Source organism: Sulfitobacter sp. UBA1132 (genome assembly GCF_002311545.1).
Taxonomy (GTDB): Bacteria; Pseudomonadota; Alphaproteobacteria; order Rhodobacterales; family Rhodobacteraceae; genus Sulfitobacter; species Sulfitobacter pontiacus.
In genome coordinates this window covers 40,022-57,261 of the sequence record NZ_DCAN01000019.1, presented here as the reverse complement: position 1 = coordinate 57,261, position 17,240 = coordinate 40,022, and the positions used below count along the sequence as shown (strand labels likewise).

Sequence of the window (17,240 nt, the reverse complement as noted above, 5' to 3'; positions counted from 1 at the left end):
GGGCTTTTTCGTGTCAGTCGGTCGGGCGGTTTAGTGACCGCCAAGAATGCCGGTACGGACCTGATAATTCGCCGCGATCTCGTAGTCGGGATCATCGTCGCTATCGATCATCAGATGCCCGGCCTTCTTCAGCAAACGGTGACAATCGCGGCTGAGGTGGCGCAGCTGGATGCGCTTGCCCGCGCCTTCGTATTTCGCGGCAATCGTCTCGATCGCTTGCAGGGCGGATTGATCCACAACGCGGCTGTCTTCGAAATCGACGATCACCTCGCTGGGGTCGGCCTTGACGTTAAAGAGCTCGGCGAAACCTTCGGACGATCCAAAGAACAGCGGCCCCTGAATCTGATAGACCTTGGCCCCTTCAGGTGTGGTGTATGTCTTGGCGTGGATGCGACGCGCATTGTTCCACGCATAGGCTAGCGCCGACACGATCACACCGACGACCACCGCGACCGCAAGGTCTTCGTAGACGGTGACGACGGTGACCAGCAGGATCACGAAGGCATCGGTCAGGGGCACTTTGCGCAGGATCCCAAAGGAGTTCCACGCAAAGGTGCCGATCACGACCATGAACATCACCCCGACCAGTGCTGCCAGCGGGATCTGCTCGATCAGTGGCGCACCGACCAGAATGAACAGCAGCAAAAAGACCGCAGCCGCAATCCCCGCAACCCGCGTGCGCCCGCCGGATTTCACGTTGATCATGGACTGACCGATCATGGCGCAGCCGCCCATACCGCCGAAGAAGCCGGTCACGGTATTGGCCACGCCCTGCGCGATACATTCCTGACTGGCCCCGCCGCGGGTGTTGGTCAGGTCGCTGACAAGGTTCAACGTCAGCAGCGATTCAATCAGGCCGATGGCCGCAAGGATCACCGCATAAGGCAGGATGATATACAGCGTCTCGAGCGTGAAGGGTGCCAAGGCGGTGCCGTACAGGCCGACACCTTCGCCAAACGGCATGTGGAACGTCGGAAAGCCGCCCTCGATCGAGGCCAGATCGCCGACCCGTGGCACATCCATGCCTGTCGCGATCACCAGAATGGCGATGATGCCGATGCCTGCCAGCGGTGCGGGGATCAGCTTGGTGATGCGCGGCATGACCCAGATGATCGCCATCGTCGCGGCGACAAGCGCCAGCATCAGGTAAAGCGGCCCACCCGAAAGCCATTCGCCACCCGACATGCCGTGACCTATATCAACCATCGTGCCCGGCACTTTGAACTGGCCCATCTGGGCAAGGAAGATCACGATGGCCAGACCGTTCACAAACCCCAGCATAACAGGGTGCGGCACCAGCCGCATGAACTTGCCCCATTGCATGACACCCGCGAAAATCTGGATCAGCCCCATGAGCACGACCGTGGCGAACAGATATTCAACACCGTGCTGCGCGACCAATGCGACCATCACAACCGCCAAAGCCCCCGTCGCCCCCGAGATCATCCCCGGACGCCCGCCGATCAACGCGGTGATCAACCCCACCAGGAAAGCCGCATAGAGACCCACCAACGGGTGGACCCCCGCGACAAAGGCAAAGGCAACCGCTTCGGGCACAAGGGCCAGGGCGACGGTCAGCCCCGACAGCAATTCAATGCGCAGCCGCGACGGAGAGAACCCCTCTCCCGGCATCCATCTCAGGTCGGTCACATCAAGATTTTTGGTAAAACTACGGAACGTGGTACGCGCCATCGGGCATCCTTCGGGTCAAATCGCATCAATAAGTCGGAAAGGTCTTTGCGGCCTCCTAGCTGAAACGTGAACAAAATGGAAGCCACGCGACGGCGCGGGCCGGATTTGAGGCTTTCCCTATGGGCCAAGCTTGATACTCTGCCCGCAACTCAATCCAAGGGCGACTTCATGACTCAGACGAAAATTGCCGTGATCGGCGGCTCCGGCATCTATGACATCAACGGGCTGGAGGGGGCCGAATGGCTTACCGTGGAAAGCCCCTGGGGCCCGCCCTCCGATGCGATCCTGACCGGCACGCTGGACGGGGTAGAGATGGCCTTTCTGCCGCGACACGGGCGCGGGCATGTGCATGCGCCCTCTACCGTTCCCTACCGCGCCAATATCGATGCGTTGAAACGGCTCGGCTGCACGGATGTGATCAGCGTCTCGGCTTGCGGGTCGTTCCGCGATGAAATGGCGCCGGGAGATTTTGTGATTGTGGACCAGTTCATCGACCGCACCATCGCGCGGGAGAAATCTTTCTTCGGCACCGGCTGCGTGGCCCATGTCAGCGTGGCGCACCCCACCTGCCCACGTTTGGGCGACGCCTGCGAAACCGCTGCGCGCGACGCGGGCATCAACGTGCACCGCGGCGGCACCTACCTTGCGATGGAGGGGCCGCAGTTCAGCACATTGGCGGAATCCAAGATGTACCGCGAAAGCTGGGGGGCGGATGTGATCGGCATGACCAATATGCCCGAAGCGAAATTGGCCCGCGAGGCAGAGCTTTGCTATGCCTCGGTCGCGATGATCACGGATTACGACAGTTGGCACCCGGACCACGGGGAGGTCGATGTGACCAAGATCATCGAGACGTTGATGGGCAATGCCGACAAGGGCCGTCAGTTGGTCGCGCGCCTGCCCAAACTGCTGGGAGCCGACCGCGCCCCCTGCCCGCATGGCTGCGACCGCGCGTTGGAATATGCGATTATGACCCAGCCAGAAATGCGCGACGCGGCCCTTGTGGCCAAGCTGGATGCCGTCGCGGGTCGCGTGCTTTAGGGCGCACGGCAAACGCCGTCGCAGCGCCCGTGGCGGGTGCTGTGGCAGGTGAGTTTATTTGGCAAAATGAAGCGGGGCCTTGCGGTTTTGACGTGATGTCCCGCGGGGCCGCGCTGTTGAAGATGCTTGCTGACAGGGGGCGTGTCGCTTAACGCTGTGGCGCGGTTGTTGCGCTGGTGTGGCGACCGACCAAAGCCCAACGACCGGAGCACTGCATGAAACAGGTTCAAGATTACATCCGTACCATTGTCGATTTCCCTCACGAAGGGATCATGTTTCGCGATGTGACCACGCTTTTCGCCGACCCGCGCGGGTTCCGTATGGCCATCGACCAGATGCTGCACCCCTATGCCGGTATCGACATCGACAAGGTCGTCGGACTTGAGGCGCGCGGCTTTATTCTGGGTGGCGCGATCGCGCATCAGCTGTCCGTCGGCTTTGTACCTATTCGCAAGAAGGGCAAGCTGCCCGGTCGCACCATCTCTCAGGATTACAAGCTGGAATACGGCGAGGCGATTGTGGAGCTGCACGACGACGCGATCCAGCCCGGTGAGAAGGTGTTGGTTGTCGACGATCTACTGGCCACCGGTGGCACCGCCGAGGCGGGGATCAAGCTGATCCAGCGTTTGGGCGGCGAGATCGTGTCCTGCGCCTTTATCATCGACCTGCCGGAACTTGGCGGGCGCAAGCGGCTGGAAGCGATGGGGATGGAGGTCAACGCGCTTTGTGCCTTTGAAGGCGCGTAAACCGCGTTGCCAAGACTTTATTCCGGCGCGGGGAACATCGCGCCGGGGTTCATGATCCCGTTCGGGTCCAGCGCCGCCTTGATCGCGCGCAACGCAGAGAGCTTCGCCGGATCGCTATAGCGTTCGAGGTCTTTGACCTTGAGCCGCCCGATCCCGTGCTCCGCACTGACAGAGCCGCCGAGCTCGTGCACCAGATCATGGATCGCCGTCTTGATGGGCAAGCGATCCTCCAGATGATCCTCGCGGCTTCGGCCCTGCACCGGGAAAACGTTGTAGTGCAGGTTGCCGTCGCCCACATGGCCGAAACAATTGATCCTGAAATCGCCCAGCGCGCCGATCTTTTCCCCCGCGCGGATGATAAATTCGGGCAGCGCGCCCAGGGGGACCGAGATATCGTGGCTGGAGATCGACCCGATCTGGCGGTTGGCGTGGGGCATCATCTCGCGGACGGCCCAGAAATCTTCGGACTGCTGCTGACTTTGCCCGATGAGCCCGTCTGTCACCAGCTCCGCCTCGAAGGCGGCGGCAAACAGTGTCTCGAGCGCCGCCATCGGTTCCAGATCACCGCTGAGGCCCAATTCGATCAGCACGCTCCATTCTGGCGGGGTGTCGAAGGGCTGGCGGAGTTCGGGCATCTTTTCGGTGAGGAAATCCAGCCCGACGCCGTTCATGATCTCGAACGCGCTGATCATCTCGCCCAACTGACTGCGCGCGAGCGACAGCAGCTTCAGCGCTGCCGCCGGAGAGTTCACGACCAGCAGCGCGGTCCCCGTCTTGGCGGGCCGCGGGAAGAGTTTGAGCGCAGCGGCGGTGATGACGCCAAGCGTGCCCTCGGCACCGACCAGCAGGTGACGCAGATCATAGCCGGTGTTGTTCTTGCGCAGCCGTGTCAGGCCGTTCCATATCTGGCCATCGGGCAGCACGGCCTCTAGCCCCAGACAGAGATCGCGGGCGTTGCCATAGCGTAGCACGCCGGTGCCGCCCGCATTTGTCGCGAGGTTCCCCCCAATTCGGGCAGAACCCTGTGCCGCGAGGGTCAGGGGAAACAGGCGATCCGCCGCCTCGGCGGCGTCTTGCACGTCGGACAGGATCATCCCCGCTTCGGCTACCAGCACGTTTTCATCGGGGTAGACTGCGCGCAGTTTGTTCATGCGTTCCAGCGACAGGATCAGCGGAGCGGGGCCAGTTTCTGCCACCTGGCCGCCCACAAGTCCGGTACCTCCGCCATAGGGGATCACGCCGACCCGTGCTGCATTGGCATGGCGGATCAGGGTCGCTACCTCTTCGACCGTGCGTGGCAGGGCCAGCACGGCCGATTTTCCGGCATACAGCCCGCGGGGTTCTTCCAGATAGCGGGGTTCGACCGCGCGGAAGACGTCGGGCGACAGTTCGGCACGCAGCGCGGCCTCGAATGCGGGATCGGCGGGGTTCAATGTCATGGCCTATTGATCGCGCCAAGCGGGGCGGGATGCAAGCGGCTTTGGTCCTCGCTAATGCAGGATCGGCGGCTTTGACGGGTCAGAGCCGGGGGCCTCCATCCGCGGGGTTTTTTCCAGCGGGTCCATCTGGGGCAGATCAAAACGCAGCCCGACTTTCGACAGCTTTTCAACCGTCGGATCAGAGGGCGCGAAGAAGCCCACATCCATCGCCCCCGCATCGATACCCGAGAATGTCAGCGCCTCGGAAGCGGCACGAACCAGCGCGTCTTGCGCGCGCGGGATGGCCCCGACAAAGCCCAGCAGATGCCCGCGCCCGCCGCCGGTGTATTCAACCCCGACCAGCCACGCCCCTGCCGCCATGCCTGTGGCGGTCGCCAGCTTGGCATCAATCGCGGCAATCAGCGTTTCGGGCAGGCCCTTGGGCGGCAGAACACGGTCGATGCGCGCCTCGACCTCTCCGGCTTCATGGGCGAGTGTGTCGCGCAGCCAAGCCACGGCGCTGTCGGGCAGCAGGATCGCCGAAGGGGCGACATCCAGGTTCACCGCCATGCCAAGCGGTTGGCCATCCAGCATCCCCGCAATCGCGCGCCCGGACAGCGCCACATAGGGCGCGGGCTGCCCGACATAGGCCGCAAGCCGTTCGATCCGGTCAAAGACCAGCACATAGGCGTCCTCTAGCAGGACAGGGCTGACCTGATCGGCGTCCGGTTCGGCTTCGAGCAGCAGGAAAAGCTCCACATCGGCCATGCGTTCATAGAACCGCAGGCGGGCAGCGTCATCGCTTTCATCGGCCATCATGGCGGCATGGGCGATGTCCAGTGGCGTCGCTTCAGTCATCCAGTACATTCCTTACAGCAGCGCGGAGCCGGGGAAGCACGTCCTCCTCGAACCACGGATTTTTCTTGAGCCAACCGGTATTGCGCCACGAGGGATGAGGCAAGGCAAAGACGCCCTTCGAGTGGTTTTGCCAATCGGCAACGGCGCGGGTGACTGTGGTGAACCCGGGCAGGTGATAGCGCATGGCATAGGCCCCGATCAACACGGTCAGCCGGACATCGGGCACGGTATCCAGCGCCCGGGCCCGCCATGTTTTCGCACAGATCGGCGGCGGCGGCAGATCGCTGCCCTTGGCGTCATAGCCCGGAAAGCAGAAGGCCATGGGGATGATCGCCACGCGGCTGCGGTCATAAAAGGTCGTCTCGTCCACGCCCAGCCAGTCGCGCAACCGCTTGCCAGAGGCATCCCAGAAGGGGGTGTTTGCCTCGTGCACTTTCAACCCCGGCGCTTGCGAGGCGATCAGCAGCCGCGCGCCCGGTTGGAACCAGACCACCGGATTGGGCCGGTGCCCCGTCGCCGTAGCCGCAAAGCGGTCGGCGCAGAGGGTGCATTGGCTGAGTTCGGGGCGGATGTCGGTCATGGGGGTAGACCTAAGCGGTGGCGCGCCGGTTTCAAAGGGGGCGGTGACGCGGTGGTGTCCAGCACTCATTTCGAGACATTTCGAAATGAGCTTGACGCGGCCAGTCATTTCTATATTTCTAAAAACATGAAAATGAATCCCGCCTCCCCCCATGATCTCGCCTTGGCTGCTGCGCGCTTTGCCGCGCTCGGGTCAGAGCAACGGTTGCAAGTTCTCCGTTTGCTGGTGCGCGCAGGCCCTGACGGGCTGACCATTGGCACGCTGGGTGATCGCGCGGGCATCACCGGGTCGACGCTGACCCATCATCTGAAACTGCTTGTAGCCGCAGGGCTGGTGCGCCAGCAGCGGCAGGGGCGTAGCACCATCTGCGCGGCGGTGTCCCATGACGCGGTACAGGATCTGTCCGAGTTCCTGATGACAGAGTGTTGCGCCGACGCCGCGGTCCCCTGCCCTGATCATCCCCACGGTTAACACCACAGATAGCGAAAGCCCCCCATGTCACACGGTCACCATCATCACGTCGATCCCGACAGCGGCGACGGCAAGATTGCCCTCGCGGTGGCGATCAACCTCGGCCTCACGGTCGCACAGGTCATCGGCGGGATCGTCGCAGGCAGCCTGTCGCTGATCGCCGATGCGCTGCATAACTTCAGCGACGCCATCGCGCTGATCATCGCCTTCGCCGCGCGCAAGATCGCCCGTCGTCCAGCCAATGCAGATATGACCTTTGGCTACGGCCGGATCGAGGCGGTCGCGGCGCTGATCAACTATACCACATTGATCGTGATCGGCCTGTATCTGGTCTATGAGGCCGCGATGCGCTTTGCCAATCCCGAACCCGTGGCGGGCTGGATCGTGGTGATCGTCGCCGGCTTCGCCTTGCTGGTGGATCTGGGCACCGCCGCGTTGACCTTTCGCGCATCGAAATCCAGCGTGAACATCCGCGCGGCCTTTTTGCACAATGTGGCCGATGCCTTGGGGTCGGTTGCCGTGATTGTGGCGGGGACGCTGATGATCCTGTTCGGCTGGGCTTGGGTGGACCCATTGGCCACGCTGCTGATTGCCGGATACATCCTTTGGCAATCCGGGACCGAACTGCCGCAGGTGGCGCGGATCTTGATGCTTGCCTCGCCCGATGCGCTGCGCACCGAAGACGTGATCGCGGCGCTGCGCGACCAGCCCGGTGTTGCAGACGTCCATCATGTGCACCTGTGGCTGATGGAGGAACACGGCGCGGCCTTTGATGCCCATATCGTCGCCGAACAGGCCACAGACCCAAGCGCCCTGCGCCAAGCGTTGAAATCCCACCTGAAATCCGAGTTCGATCTGAGCCACGTCACGCTGGAGCTTGAGACCCAGGATGCCCAGTGCCACGACGCCAAGGTGATCGGTCACTAACACCCGCACCCCTCGACCTTTCGTATAGCGCGCCCCTGCAAACCATCGCCGATGGCACTGCCTTCGGGCGCGTGGGTCGTTTTGGCTCCTTGTAAATTCGGCCCCAACTACGACATAATATAGTCAAAATAGAGGGCTAGACACCGCCCAAGGCTCGGGAAACAGGGCGCGACATACCCGCAACAGCACCAATCGGAGCAGGCATGCTGGAATTCGACAACGTCTCCAAGTCCTTTTGGACTGGCACGCAACACAAGGTCATTCTCGACCATGTGTCATTTCGCGTGGATTTGGGTCATTCCCTTGGCATCCTCGCCCCGAACGGCACCGGCAAGACGACCCTTATCAATATGATGGCGGGGCTGGAAAAGCCGGACGAAGGCGAGATCCGGCGCGGCTGCAACATCAGCTTCCCGCTGGGGTTCATGGGCGGTGTCGTCAACAAGGTTTCCGCGGTAGAGAATGCCCGCTATATTGCCCGTCTCTATGGGCTGGACCCTGACTACGTCGAAAGCTTTTGTCGCTGGCTGTGTGGGTTGGGGGAATATTTTGACCAGCCCGTCGGGACATATTCGGCCGGGATGAAATCACGGTTTTCGTTTTCACTGCTGCTTGCGCTTGATTTCGACATCTATTTGATCGACGAAGGCATGCCGAGCACCACAGATGTGGAGTTCAACCGCAAGGCGGGCGAAATTCTGCAAGAACGGCTGCGCACGACGACGATCATCATCGTTTCGCACCAAGCAGAGACGTTGGAACAATTCGCGCGGTCCGCTGCTGTCTTGCTTGGCGGAAAGCTACATATCTTCGACACCTTGGAAGAGGCCAAACAGCTTTATGACTACGAAACCCAAGGCTAGAAAATTCCGCATCAAACGTGCGACCCCTGCTGCGGCCCCAAAAGGAACCGACGCGGTCGAACGTGATGCCCCCGCGGCAGCCCCGCCAAAGCCGCAGGCCCCCGACGCGCCACGCGCTGCGGCTGCATCACGCGGCGAAGCACCGAGAGCTGCAGCGCCCAGCCAAGCTGCCGCTGCCTCCGCTGCGCGCCCGACCCCACCCACCGACGCCCGCAGCGGCGAGGTGTCATCAACGACCGAGGTCAGCGGAGAGCAGGACATCGACGCGATCCGCCGCGAAGGGCTGACCGGCCGCCAATTGCGCATGGCCCGTCGCGTGGCGCAAAAACACGGGCTTGCCCCGACCTCTGACTTCGATGCGGTGCGGTTGCTGCGCGCCGAAGGGATCGACCCGTTCCAACGCTCCAACATGCTGGAACTGGTCGTTCCTCAGGACAAGCAATCCACCGGCACGGCATTGCAGAAAGGGCGCATCCAGCTTCCCCAGACAGTCCCTGCCGGGGGGCGCAATCTGCCCTCGACCGACGTTAATCCGATGGAACGCCGCATGCGCGAGATTTCGGACATCCAGCGCGACATCACCAAGCGCCGCCGCCGCAAGATGGGCCTGCTTATGGTGCGGCTGGCCTTCTTTGTCGGGCTGCCCACAATCATGGGCGGGTATTATTTCTACAACATCGCCACTCCGATGTATGCGACAGACAGCCAGTTCCTGATTATCCAGAACGAAGGCACAGGCGGGCTTGGCCCCCTTGGCGGGCTGCTGCCGACCCAATTTGCCAACTCCGCCGATAGTATCGCGACACAAAGTTACCTCCAGTCAAAAGACGCGATGCTGCGGCTGGACCGTGATGTCGGCTTTATGAAGCATTTCTCGGACCCCGCGATCGACCCGATCCAGCGGATGAACCCTGACGCGTCGAACGAGGAAGCGTATAAACACTATAAAGACAACGTTAAAATCGGATACGATCCGACCGAAGGCATGATCCGCATGGAGGTGATTGCCGCCGATCCCGAGGTCGCGAAAGACTTTTCCGAACACCTGCTGGAATATGCCGAAGAACGCGTGAACGCCCTGTCGCAGCAAAAGCGCGAAGATGGCATGCGCGACGCCCGCGAAGCCTATGAGCAGACGGTCGCCAAACGCCGCGAGGCGCAGGAAGCGCTGATCAAGCTGCAGGTCGACAACGGGGTGGACCCGCAGGCGGTGATCGCATCGATCCGCGGGCAGATCACCAATTATGAAACCTTGCTGCTGGAAAAAGAGCTTGAACTTGCCGCCCTGCTCGACAACCCGCGCCCGAACCGCGCCAAGGTGGACGGCGCCCAAGGCGACGTGCGCCGGCTTAGCGCACAGCTGGACAAGCTGAACGAACGCATGAACAGCGCGACCGAGGGCACCAACTCGCTTGCACAACAAGCGGTCAGCTTGCAACTGGCGCAGGCCGATCTGGCCGCGGCAGATGCCGCCTTGCAGGCGTCCCAGACCCAGATGGAACAAGCCCGAACAGAGGCCAGCCGTCAGGTCCGCTATCTGACCGTCGCGGTGCGTCCGGTGGCGTCGCAAAGCGCCTCATACCCACGCAAGTTCGAGAACACGATTTTGACATTCCTGATCTTTGCGGGCATCTACCTCATGCTATCGCTGACCTCCTCCATTCTGAAAGAACAGGTAACAAAATGACCCAAGTCACCGTTGGAAATGTCGTCATCGGGAATGATCGCCCGCTGACGGTGATCGCAGGCCCCTGCCAGCTGGAAAGCGAAACCCACGCCCAGATGATCGCCGGCCAGATGAAAGAGGCATGCGATGCCGTGGGCGCACAGTTCGTGTTCAAAGCAAGCTATGATAAAGCCAACCGCACCTCCCTTGGTGGCAAACGCGGGCTTGGCATCGACGAAGGTCTGGCTGTGCTGCAATCGGTGGGCAAATCCATCGGCGTCCCCGTCCTGACCGACGTGCATACCGAAGCGCAATGCGCCATCGCGGCCGAGGCTGTCGACATCCTGCAAATCCCCGCCTTCCTGTGCCGCCAGACCGATATGCTGCTGGCCGCGGGCAATACGGGCAAGGTTGTGAACGTCAAAAAAGGTCAGTTTCTGGCACCGTGGGATATGCCAAACGTCGTCGCCAAGATCGAATCCACCGGTAACAAGCGCATCCTGCTGACCGAACGCGGCACCTCCTTTGGCTACAACACGCTGGTCGCTGACATGCGCAGCCTGCCGCAGATGGCGCAAACCGGATACCCTGTCGTGATGGACGCGACGCATTCGGTCCAGCAGCCCGGCGGGCAAGGTGGCTCCAGCGGCGGACAACGCGAGTTCGCCCCCGTCATGGCGCGCGCAGCGGTCGCGATTGGCGTGGGCGCGGTCTTTATCGAGACCCACGAAGACCCGGACAACGCACCGTCGGACGGGCCGAACATGATCTATCTGGATCAGATGCCAGCGCTGATTGCGTCGTTGATGAAATTCGACGCGCTGGCCAAGGAATACCCCCTCACCTTCTAAGGGGCCATCCTGCCAATACTAGACCTTCGCGGCGTTTCCGAATGCCGCGATCAGCCCTGCGTCCTTTACACCCGGCGCGCGTTCCACACCGGAAGAGACATCTACCTGCCGTGCGCCGGTCATACGAGCGGCCTGAGCCACATTGTCAGGGGTCAGCCCCCCCGCCAGCATCCACGGCTTGTCCCATGTGCGATCTGCGATCAGGCGCCAGTCAAACGACAATCCATTGCCACCGGGCAGCGCTGCCCCTTTGGGCGGTTTCGCGTCGATCAGGATCTGGTCTGCCACGGCCATATAGGCATCAATCTGTGGCAGGTCATCTGCATCGGCCACGCCGACCGCCTTCATCACCGGCAGCCCATAGCGCGCCTTGACCTCGGCGACACGCTCGGGCGTTTCCTTGCCGTGTAGCTGCAGCATATCAATTGGCACAGCGGCCGTCAGCGCGTCCAGAAAGGCGTCATCCGCGTTGACCGTCAACGCGACCTTACACAGCCCAATTGGCACCTCTATGGCCAGTTCAGCGGCTTGATCAATCGTGACGTGCCGGGGGGATTTTTCAAAGAAAACAAAGCCGACATAGCGCGCACCGGCCGCAGCGGCCGCCGCAATATCCTGCGTGCTGCGCAAGCCGCAGAATTTCACGTGCAAATTTTGGGTCATCGGATATTTCCTGCGCTAAGGGGCATAGGCCCGCTTAGCTTGCTTGATCCAGCAGCGCCAGAACCTCGTCCTGGTCCTGATATTTCTCGCCTTTCAGGCGTGCGACTTCACGCTCCAGACGGCGCATTTCGCGGGCCTGACGTGCGGCTTCGGCACGCTGGCCGTATTCGCGGATCCATTCCCAGACGAAACCCACCAGCAGACCGGCGATGATGCTGCCCAGAATGACAATAAACAGCGGCACCTGAATTTCAGGGTTCAACGCGAACCAGCCCGATACCTCGGTCGGTAGCAACTTCAGCGACACCATAGACCGGTTGGCCAAGGCAACCGCGATCAGTGCAATGGCGAAGATTGCGATGCAGAGGTAGCGAACATAACGCATTAGGAATTCCCGTTTAAACGATCTCTAAGCAGTTTACCGGTCTTGAAGAACGGCACGTGCTTTTCTTCTACATGAACCGTTTCCCCAGTGCGAGGGTTCCGGCCCACACGGGCGTCACGTTTTTTCACTGAAAAGGCACCAAAGCCGCGCAGCTCTACCCGATCACCGTCGGACATCGCGCCGGTGATCTCTTCGAAGATGGTATTTACGATCCGTTCCACGTCGCGCTGATAGAGATGGGGATTGTCGTCGGCAATCTTCTGGATCAGTTCTGACCGGATCATTTAACGTCCTCCGAGGTGCGCAATTAATGTCTTAACTAGATGGGACTATAGCAAACCAAACGCGTTCGTGAAGTCATGCATATTTCTATTATTGCGATTAAGTAGCGGGAAGTCGCTGTTTTCCAGTCATTTTTTAGTCACATTTCACGCAACCACCCGGAACAGCGCTGCCAGCCGCCCTTCCCTGCCCCTCGCCACAGATTGCGATTCGCAACGAAAAAGGGCCCCGCAGTGTGCACTGCGAGGCCCCTGATCTGTGCAACAAGCGCTAAGGCTTATTCGTCGCCTTTCAGAGCGGCACCCAGGATATCACCCAAGGATGCGCCGGAGTCAGAGGAGCCATACTGCTCGACTGCTTCTTTCTCTTCTGCGATTTCACGTGCTTTGATCGACACGCCCAGACGGTGCGCTTTCGCGTCAACGTTGGTGATGCGGACGTCAACCTTGTCACCAACCGAGAAACGCTCGGGGCGCTGTTCGGCACGGTCACGCGACAGATCGGAGCGACGAATGAAGGCTTTCATACCTTCGTATTCGACTTCGATGCCACCGTCTTCGATGGAGGTCACGGTCACAGTCACAACGGAACCGCGCTTCACGCCGCCCACTGCTTCTGCGAACTTGTCGCCGCCCACACCCTTGATCGACAGGCTGATGCGTTCTTTTTCCACGTCAACTTCGGAAACAACGGCCTGAACCGTGTCACCTTTGCGGTAGTCCTGGATCGCTTCTTCGCCGCGCTGGTCCCAGCTCAGGTCAGAGAGGTGAACCATGCCGTCGATGTCGCCTGGCAGGCCAACAAACAGACCGAATTCGGTGATGTTTTTGACTTCGCCTTCAACTTCGGTGCCTTCTGGGTGTGTTTCAGCAAACACTTCCCATGGGTTGCGCATGGTCTGTTTCAGACCAAGGGAAACGCGACGCTTGGCGCCATCGATTTCCAGAACCATGACTTCGACTTCTTGGCTGGTGGAAACGATCTTGCCGGGGTGTACGTTCTTCTTTGTCCAGGACATTTCGGAAACGTGAACCAGACCTTCAACGCCTGGCTCCAGCTCAACAAACGCACCGTAATCGGTGATGTTGGTGACGCGGCCAGTGTGCGTGGATTCCAGCGGGTACTTGGCTTGAACCAGATCCCATGGATCTTCTTGCAGCTGTTTCATACCCAAGGAGATGCGGTGCGTCTCTTTGTTGATCTTGATGACCTGAACCTTGATGGTTTCGCCGATCGACAGGATCTCGGATGGGTGGTTCACACGACGCCATGCCATGTCTGTGACGTGCAGCAGGCCGTCAACACCGCCCAGATCAACGAAGGCACCGTATTCGGTGATGTTCTTGACCACACCGTCAACTTCCTGACCTTCGGTCAGGTTGCCGATAACTTCGGCACGCTGTTCGGCACGGGATTCTTCAAGGATTGCACGACGCGAAACAACGATGTTGCCACGACGACGGTCCATTTTCAGAACTTGGAACGGCTGCTTCAGACCCATCAGAGGGCCGGCATCGCGCACGGGGCGCACGTCAACTTGGGAACCGGGAAGGAAGGCAACTGCGCCGCCCAGATCAACGGTAAAGCCACCTTTAACGCGGCCAAAGATCGCGCCTTCAACGCGCTCTTCTGCGGCATAGGCTTTTTCCAGACGGTCCCAGGCTTCTTCGCGACGGGCCATCTCGCGCGAGATGACAGCTTCGCCACGGGAGTTTTCTACCTGACGCAGGAATACTTCGACTTCGTCGCCGACTTCCACTTTGGGTGCTTCGCCAGGCTCGGCAAATTCTTTCAGTTCAACGCGGCCTTCCATCTTGTAGCCTACGTCGATAATAGCTTGGCCCGCTTCGATCGCGATAACCTTGCCTTTGACAACAGAGCCCTCTTCGGGCGTGTCCATTTCAAAGCTTTCTTCCAAAAGTGCTTCGAAGTCTTCCATTGAGTTCATAGCCATGTAGCTTGATTTTCCTTTAGCATTTGGTTTCTGGCCGCGCGGTTGTCTCCGCCGGTCTGTGGTTAAAATTGTCATCCGCGATGGGATTCGATCCGCAAAACAAAGAGGGCCGGATGAAACCGACCCTGCCTGATATCTCGCGCCCGAAACGTGTATCCGCCCCTTAGACAGTCGCGCGTATAGCCCTGTTTCGGGGCAAAGGCAAGGGCCGGCACGGGTGAACCCCTGTTCATACAGCTTCATACAGGGCGATGTCAGCAAAAAGGGCAGACCGTAGCCTGCCCTTGTCCATTCCGTCATCCGCGCAATGTGGTATCAGCTTTCGGTAGGGCCGCCCGCGTCTTTCCAGCCGGGGAAACCGCCGATGTTGGTGACATTGGTATAGCCCATGTCGTGCAGCGTCTTACCTGACAGCGCGGCCTGACCGCCTGCGCCGCAGATCAGGTAAATCTCGGCGTCTTTTTCGAAGATCGGGTTATACATCTCTTCCTTGTTCGGGTCGGCGCGGAATTCGATCATGCCGCGCGGCACACGATGCGCGCCCTTGATGGTCCCGCTTTTGGCGATGTCGCCGGAATCGCGCACGTCGATAAAGACACCCTTGCCTTCGGCATGTTTCGCAATCGCGTCCTTGGCGTCCATCTTGGGGACAACGGCATTCGCAGCGTCGAGATAGTCTTGAGCGGTCTTCATAGTCAGCACCTCTTGTTTATTCCTATCGTGCCCAGCCTATCGCCAGGCACGTCCCAGACCAACGTCAGGCGCCGATATTCGTTCCGCCGCGTCTAGTCACCTCTACGTACGGCCACCAGTTCGATGGCGCGGGCCACGGCTGTTTCGATATCCATGGTCGAGGTATCCATCAGCTCTGCATCCTCGGCTGGCTTCAGCGGTGCCTCGGCGCGGGTGCTGTCGCGGGCATCGCGGGCCTGCACATCGGCCAGCACCCCTTCCAGCGTGACCTCGGCCCCCTTGGCGCTAAGCTCGGCAAAGCGGCGCTGTGCACGGACCTCGGGCGTGGCGGTAATGAACAGCTTGACCGGCGCATCGGGGCAGATCACCGTGCCAATGTCGCGCCCATCCAGCACCGCGCCCCCTGCCCGCATGGCAAAGCTGCGCTGGAAATCGACCAAGGCGGCCCGCACAGCGGGGATCGCGGCCGCGCGGCTCGCGGCCTCTGCCACGGCGTTGGTGCGCAGTTGGTCATTCTCAAGATCATCGGCTTGCAGGGTCAAAGCGGCCTCTTCGGCGGTCATGCCCTCCAGCACTTTCGCCCCTACGGCGCGATACAGCAGGCCAGTGTCCAGATGCGCAAAACCGAAATGCGCCGCAACAGCGCGCCCGACAGTGCCCTTGCCCGCCGCAGCCGGCCCGTCAATCGCAACGGTAAAGCCCAGCATCACGCATCCCCCCGCGCCACATCCGCGCCAAGGCGTTTCATCAGCGGCTCGAAGATCGGGAAAGACGTGGTGATCGGCGACCCGTCGTCCACACTGACAGGCGAGGTTGCGGCCATGCCAAGGATCATAAAGGACATCGCGATGCGGTGGTCCAGCTGGCTGGCGCAGGTGGCACCGCCCGGCACGTTCCCGTGCCCCCGTCCGGTGACCGCCCACCAATCGGGGCCCTCGTCCACTTCGATCCCGTTGGCGCGCAGCCCCTTGGCCATCGCGTCGATCCGATCGCTTTCTTTGACCCGCAGCTCTTTCACGCCGCGCATCATGGTCTGGCCCTGCGCAAAGGCGGCCACGACAGAAAGCACCGGATATTCGTCGATCATCGACGCCGCACGCGCCGGCGGCACCTCGATCCCTTTGAGGTCGGGCGAGAATTTGGCGCGCAGGTCAGCGACAGGCTCGCCGCCCTCCGTCCGCTCATTCTCATAGGTCAGATCGGCCCCCATCTCGCGCAGCGTGGTGAACAGCCCTGCCCGTGTCGGATTCAGCCCGATCCCCGGCACCAGCACGTCGGATCCCGGCACGATCAAGGCGGCACAGACCGGAAACGCAGCCGAGGACGGATCGCGCGGCACATCAACATGTTGGGCCTGTAGCTCTGGCTGGCCGGTCAGGGTGATCACACGGCCCTCATCCGTGTCTTCCACCGAGATCTCGGCACCGAAGCCCGCCAACATCCGCTCTGTATGGTCGCGCGTGGCCTCGGCCTCGATCACGACGGTCTTGCCGGGGGCGTTCAGCCCTGCCAGCAAGACGGCGGATTTCACCTGTGCGGACGGCACTGGCACGGTGTAGCGCACGGGCACCGGGTCAGCCGCCCCCACGATGGTCATGGGCAAGCGTCCGCCCTTGCGCCCGACAGATTGCGTGCCGAACAAGGCCAACGGATCGGTGACCCGCGCCATGGGGCGGCCGTTCAGGCTGGCGTCGCCGGTGAATGTCGCGGTGATGGGGGAGGTCGCCATTGACCCCATGATCAAGCGCACCCCTGTGCCCGAGTTTCCGCAATCGATCACCCCGTCCGGTTCTGCGAAACCGCCCACGCCCACACCGCGCACAGACCAGTTGCCGCCGCCCATATTGGTGACTTCCGCGCCAAAGGCCTGCATCGCCTTGGCCGTGTCCAGCACGTCGTCGCCTTCAAGCAATCCGCTGATGGTGGTTTCGCCAATGCACATCGCGCCCAAAATCAAGGACCGGTGCGAGATCGACTTGTCCCCCGGCACCTCGGCCACGCCGGACAGCGGGCCGCAAGCGGTAGAGGTCATCGGGACGGGCGTGGCGTGGCTGGACATGGATAACCCTCAAAAAAACTTCCTGAAAGCCCGTCTTAAACCAGCGATCCCGCCCCGTCCATTGCCAGCGTTCTTGGCCCGCGCCCGCCCG

The 17,240-nt window shown here is 61.2% G+C and carries 18 protein-coding genes; 7 read left to right on the top strand and 11 right to left on the bottom strand.

Going from position 1 to position 17,240, the window contains the following annotated elements; genetic code table 11:
• Window positions 1-30: 30 nt before the first annotated feature.
• Complete coding sequence (locus tag B4F27_RS14045; RefSeq protein ID WP_286759929.1) at window positions 31-1,692, bottom strand: SulP family inorganic anion transporter; 1,662 nt, start codon at window positions 1,690-1,692, stop codon at window positions 31-33.
• Window positions 1,693-1,860: 168 nt separating this feature from the next.
• On the opposite strand from B4F27_RS14045, the gene B4F27_RS14040 reads away from it, so the two are divergent.
• Complete coding sequence (locus B4F27_RS14040; protein WP_009825108.1) at window positions 1,861-2,733, top strand: S-methyl-5'-thioadenosine phosphorylase; 873 nt, start codon at window positions 1,861-1,863, stop codon at window positions 2,731-2,733.
• A gap of 215 nt (window positions 2,734-2,948) precedes the next feature.
• Window positions 2,949-3,479 carry an adenine phosphoribosyltransferase gene (locus B4F27_RS14035; protein WP_009825109.1) on the top strand — a complete coding sequence of 177 codons (531 nt, stop codon included), beginning with the start codon at window positions 2,949-2,951 and terminating at the stop codon, window positions 3,477-3,479.
• 17 nt (window positions 3,480-3,496) lie between these two features.
• Here B4F27_RS14035 and B4F27_RS14030 read toward each other — a convergent pair whose 3' ends face one another.
• The 3 genes from B4F27_RS14030 to B4F27_RS14020 are packed head-to-tail and all read right to left on the bottom strand — an operon-like array spanning window position 3,497 to window position 6,335.
• Window positions 3,497-4,918, bottom strand: a complete 1,422-nt coding sequence (locus tag B4F27_RS14030) for an FAD-binding oxidoreductase (RefSeq protein WP_286759928.1) — start codon at window positions 4,916-4,918, stop codon at window positions 3,497-3,499.
• A 51-nt stretch (window positions 4,919-4,969) separates the two neighbouring features.
• Window positions 4,970-5,755: an SseB family protein gene (locus B4F27_RS14025; protein WP_005849394.1), complete on the bottom strand. Its 786-nt coding sequence runs from the start codon at window positions 5,753-5,755 to the stop codon at window positions 4,970-4,972.
• Window positions 5,748-6,335, bottom strand: a complete 588-nt coding sequence (locus tag B4F27_RS14020) for a uracil-DNA glycosylase family protein (RefSeq protein ID WP_286759927.1) — start codon at window positions 6,333-6,335, stop codon at window positions 5,748-5,750. The genes B4F27_RS14025 and B4F27_RS14020 overlap by 8 nt, the downstream gene beginning before the upstream one ends.
• A gap of 126 nt (window positions 6,336-6,461) precedes the next feature.
• Between B4F27_RS14020 and B4F27_RS14015 the strand changes: the two genes are divergently transcribed.
• From B4F27_RS14015 to kdsA, 5 genes are all read left to right on the top strand, one after another.
• Complete coding sequence (locus B4F27_RS14015) at window positions 6,462-6,806, top strand: ArsR/SmtB family transcription factor (RefSeq protein WP_005849397.1); 345 nt, start codon at window positions 6,462-6,464, stop codon at window positions 6,804-6,806.
• A gap of 24 nt (window positions 6,807-6,830) precedes the next feature.
• Window positions 6,831-7,733 carry a cation diffusion facilitator family transporter gene (locus B4F27_RS14010; RefSeq protein ID WP_286759926.1) on the top strand — a complete coding sequence of 301 codons (903 nt, stop codon included), beginning with the start codon at window positions 6,831-6,833 and terminating at the stop codon, window positions 7,731-7,733.
• Window positions 7,734-7,936: 203 nt separating this feature from the next.
• Complete coding sequence (locus tag B4F27_RS14005; protein ID WP_005849402.1) at window positions 7,937-8,596, top strand: ABC transporter ATP-binding protein; 660 nt, start codon at window positions 7,937-7,939, stop codon at window positions 8,594-8,596.
• Complete coding sequence (locus B4F27_RS14000; RefSeq protein ID WP_286759925.1) at window positions 8,574-10,283, top strand: capsule biosynthesis protein; 1,710 nt, start codon at window positions 8,574-8,576, stop codon at window positions 10,281-10,283. The genes B4F27_RS14005 and B4F27_RS14000 overlap by 23 nt, the downstream gene beginning before the upstream one ends.
• Window positions 10,280-11,113, top strand: a complete 834-nt coding sequence (kdsA, locus tag B4F27_RS13995) for a 3-deoxy-8-phosphooctulonate synthase (protein WP_093733572.1) — start codon at window positions 10,280-10,282, stop codon at window positions 11,111-11,113. The genes B4F27_RS14000 and kdsA overlap by 4 nt, the downstream gene beginning before the upstream one ends.
• A gap of 18 nt (window positions 11,114-11,131) precedes the next feature.
• Here kdsA and B4F27_RS13990 read toward each other — a convergent pair whose 3' ends face one another.
• The 7 genes from B4F27_RS13990 to aroA form a co-directional block, all read right to left on the bottom strand.
• A complete protein-coding gene (locus B4F27_RS13990) occupies window positions 11,132-11,776 on the bottom strand; it encodes a phosphoribosylanthranilate isomerase (protein ID WP_286759924.1) in 645 nt (214 codons plus the stop codon).
• Window positions 11,777-11,810: 34 nt separating this feature from the next.
• The gene (locus B4F27_RS13985) at window positions 11,811-12,161 is read right to left on the bottom strand and encodes a LapA family protein (RefSeq protein ID WP_009825117.1); all 351 of its coding nucleotides are present in this window, start codon (window positions 12,159-12,161) and stop codon (window positions 11,811-11,813) included.
• Entirely contained in the window at window positions 12,161-12,445 is a 285-nt protein-coding gene (gene ihfB, locus B4F27_RS13980; RefSeq protein ID WP_005849411.1) for an integration host factor subunit beta, read from the bottom strand. The genes B4F27_RS13985 and ihfB overlap by 1 nt, the downstream gene beginning before the upstream one ends.
• 275 nt (window positions 12,446-12,720) lie before the next feature.
• Window positions 12,721-14,397: a 30S ribosomal protein S1 gene (gene rpsA, locus B4F27_RS13975; RefSeq protein WP_235183804.1), complete on the bottom strand. Its 1,677-nt coding sequence runs from the start codon at window positions 14,395-14,397 to the stop codon at window positions 12,721-12,723.
• Between the two features lie 315 nt (window positions 14,398-14,712).
• Window positions 14,713-15,090, bottom strand: a complete 378-nt coding sequence (locus tag B4F27_RS13970; RefSeq protein ID WP_009825118.1) for a rhodanese-like domain-containing protein — start codon at window positions 15,088-15,090, stop codon at window positions 14,713-14,715.
• Between the two features lie 92 nt (window positions 15,091-15,182).
• Window positions 15,183-15,797: a (d)CMP kinase gene (locus B4F27_RS13965; protein WP_286759923.1), complete on the bottom strand. Its 615-nt coding sequence runs from the start codon at window positions 15,795-15,797 to the stop codon at window positions 15,183-15,185.
• The gene (aroA, locus tag B4F27_RS13960; RefSeq protein ID WP_037944692.1) at window positions 15,797-17,149 is read right to left on the bottom strand and encodes a 3-phosphoshikimate 1-carboxyvinyltransferase; all 1,353 of its coding nucleotides are present in this window, start codon (window positions 17,147-17,149) and stop codon (window positions 15,797-15,799) included. The genes B4F27_RS13965 and aroA overlap by 1 nt, the downstream gene beginning before the upstream one ends.
• Between the last annotated feature and the right edge of the window lie 91 nt (window positions 17,150-17,240).